The organism is Bacillus sp. R86525 (assembly GCF_042466195.1).
GTDB lineage: Bacteria > Bacillota > Bacilli > Bacillales > Bacillaceae_G > Bacillus_A > Bacillus_A nitratireducens.
Window position 1 is genome coordinate 5,330,001 of sequence record NZ_JAXHPX010000007.1, and the last position, 2,412, is coordinate 5,332,412.

1 rRNA gene (cut by a window edge) is annotated in these 2,412 nt (G+C 50.8%); it reads right to left on the minus strand.

Features of this window, described 5'->3' with window-relative positions:
* Positions 1-2,377, minus strand: a 23S ribosomal RNA gene (locus SJY24_RS30125); it reaches 545 nt to the left of the window's first position.
* Between the last annotated feature and the right edge of the window lie 35 nt (positions 2,378-2,412).

Genomic DNA, 2,412 nt, shown 5'->3' on the forward strand with positions numbered 1-2,412 from the left:
TCTCGCAGTCAAGCTCCCTTATGCCTTTGCACTCTACGAATGATTTCCAACCATTCTGAGGGAACCTTTGGGCGCCTCCGTTACACTTTAGGAGGCGACCGCCCCAGTCAAACTGCCCACCTGACACTGTCTCCCGGGTCGATAAGACCCGTAGGTTAGAATTTCAATACAGTCAGGGCGGTATCCCACCAGCGCCTCCACCGAAGCTAGCGCTCCGGTTTCAATGGCTCCCGCCTATCCTGTACAAACTGTACCAAAATTCAATATCAGGCTACAGTAAAGCTCCACGGGGTCTTTCCGTCCTGTCGCGGGTAACCTGCATCTTCACAGGTACTATAATTTCACCGAGTCTCTGGTTGAGACAGTGCCCAAATCGTTACACCTTTCGTGCGGGTCGGAACTTACCCGACAAGGAATTTCGCTACCTTAGGACCGTTATAGTTACGGCCGCCGTTTACTGGGGCTTCAGTTCAGAGCTTCGCTTACGCTAACCCCTCTCCTTAACCTTCCAGCACCGGGCAGGTGTCAGCCCCTATACTTCGCCTTACGGCTTCGCAGAGACCTGTGTTTTTGCTAAACAGTCGCTTGGGCCTATTCACTGCGGCTTTCCGTTAAGAAAGCACCCCTTCTCCCGAAGTTACGGGGTCATTTTGCCGAGTTCCTTAACCAGAGTTCTCTCGCACACCTTAGGATTCTCTCCTCGCCTACCTGTGTCGGTTTGCGGTACAGGCACCTTTTATCTCGCTAGAAGCTTTTCTTGGCAGCGGGGAATCAAAGACTTCGCTCCATAAGGAGCTTCCCCATCACAGCTCAGCCTTCACGATAAGCGGATTTGCCTACTTATCAGCCTAACTGCTTGGACGTGCACAACCAATCGCACGCTTCTTCTATCCTTCTGCGTCCCTCCATTGCTCAAACGATAAAGAGGTGGTACAGGAATATCAACCTGTTGTCCATCGCCTACGCCTGTCGGCCTCGGCTTAGGTCCTGACTAACCCTGAGCGGACGAGCCTTCCTCAGGAAACCTTAGGCATTCGGTGGACGGGATTCTCACCCGTCTTTCGCTACTCATACCGGCATTCTCACTTCTAAGCGCTCCACCAGTCCTTCCGGTCTGACTTCACTGCACTTAGAACGCTCCCCTACCACTGATACCATTGGTATCAGTTCGCAGCTTCGGTGGTGTATTTAGCCCCGGTACATTTTCGGCGCAGAGTCACTCGACTAGTGAGCTATTACGCACTCTTTAAATGGTGGCTGCTTCTAAGCCAACATCCTAGTTGTCTAAGCAACTCCACATCCTTTTCCACTTAATACACACTTTGGGACCTTAGCTGGCGATCTGGGCTGTTTCCCTCTTGACTACGGATCTTATCACTCGCAGTCTGACTCCTAAGGATAAGTCATTGGCATTCGGAGTTTGACTGAATTCGGTAATCCGATGAGGACCCCTAGTTCAATCAGTGCTCTACCTCCAAGACTCTTACACTTAAGGCTAGCCCTAAAGCTATTTCGGGGAGAACCAGCTATCTCCAGGTTCGATTGGAATTTCTCCGCTACCCACACCTCATCCCCGCACTTTTCAACGTGCGTGGGTTCGGGCCTCCATTCAGTGTTACCTGAACTTCACCCTGGACATGGGTAGATCACCTGGTTTCGGGTCTACGACCACGTACTAAACGCCCTATTCAGACTCGCTTTCGCTGCGGCTCCGTCTCTTCAACTTAACCTCGCACGGGATCGTAACTCGCCGGTTCATTCTACAAAAGGCACGCCATCACCCATTAACGGGCTCTGACTATTTGTAGGCACACGGTTTCAGGATCTCTTTCACTCCCCTTCCGGGGTGCTTTTCACCTTTCCCTCACGGTACTGGTTCACTATCGATCACTAGGGAGTATTTAGCCTTGGGAGATGGTCCTCCCAGATTCCGACGGAATTTCACGTGTTCCGCCGTACTCAGGATACATTCAAGAGAGAACGAAGTTTCGACTACGGGGTTGTTACCCTCTACGACGGACCTTTCCAGGTCGCTTCGTCTACCTCGTTCCTTTGTAACTCCGTATAGAATGTCCTACAACCCCAAGAGGCAAGCCTCTTGGTTTGGGCTAGATTCCGTTTCGCTCGCCGCTACTCAGGAAATCGCATTTGCTTTCTCTTCCTCCAGGTACTTAGATGTTTCAGTTCCCTGGGTCTGTCTTCCATACCCTATGTATTCAGGTAAGGATACCATACCATTACGTATAGTGGGTTTCCCCATTCGGAAATCTTCGGATCAAAGCTTACTTACAGCTCCCCGAAGCATATCGGCGTTAGTCCCGTCCTTCATCGACTCCTAGTGTCAAGGCATCCACCGTGCGCCCTTTCTAACTTAACCAAACTAAAATTAAAAAAATATGAGCTACACTGTTA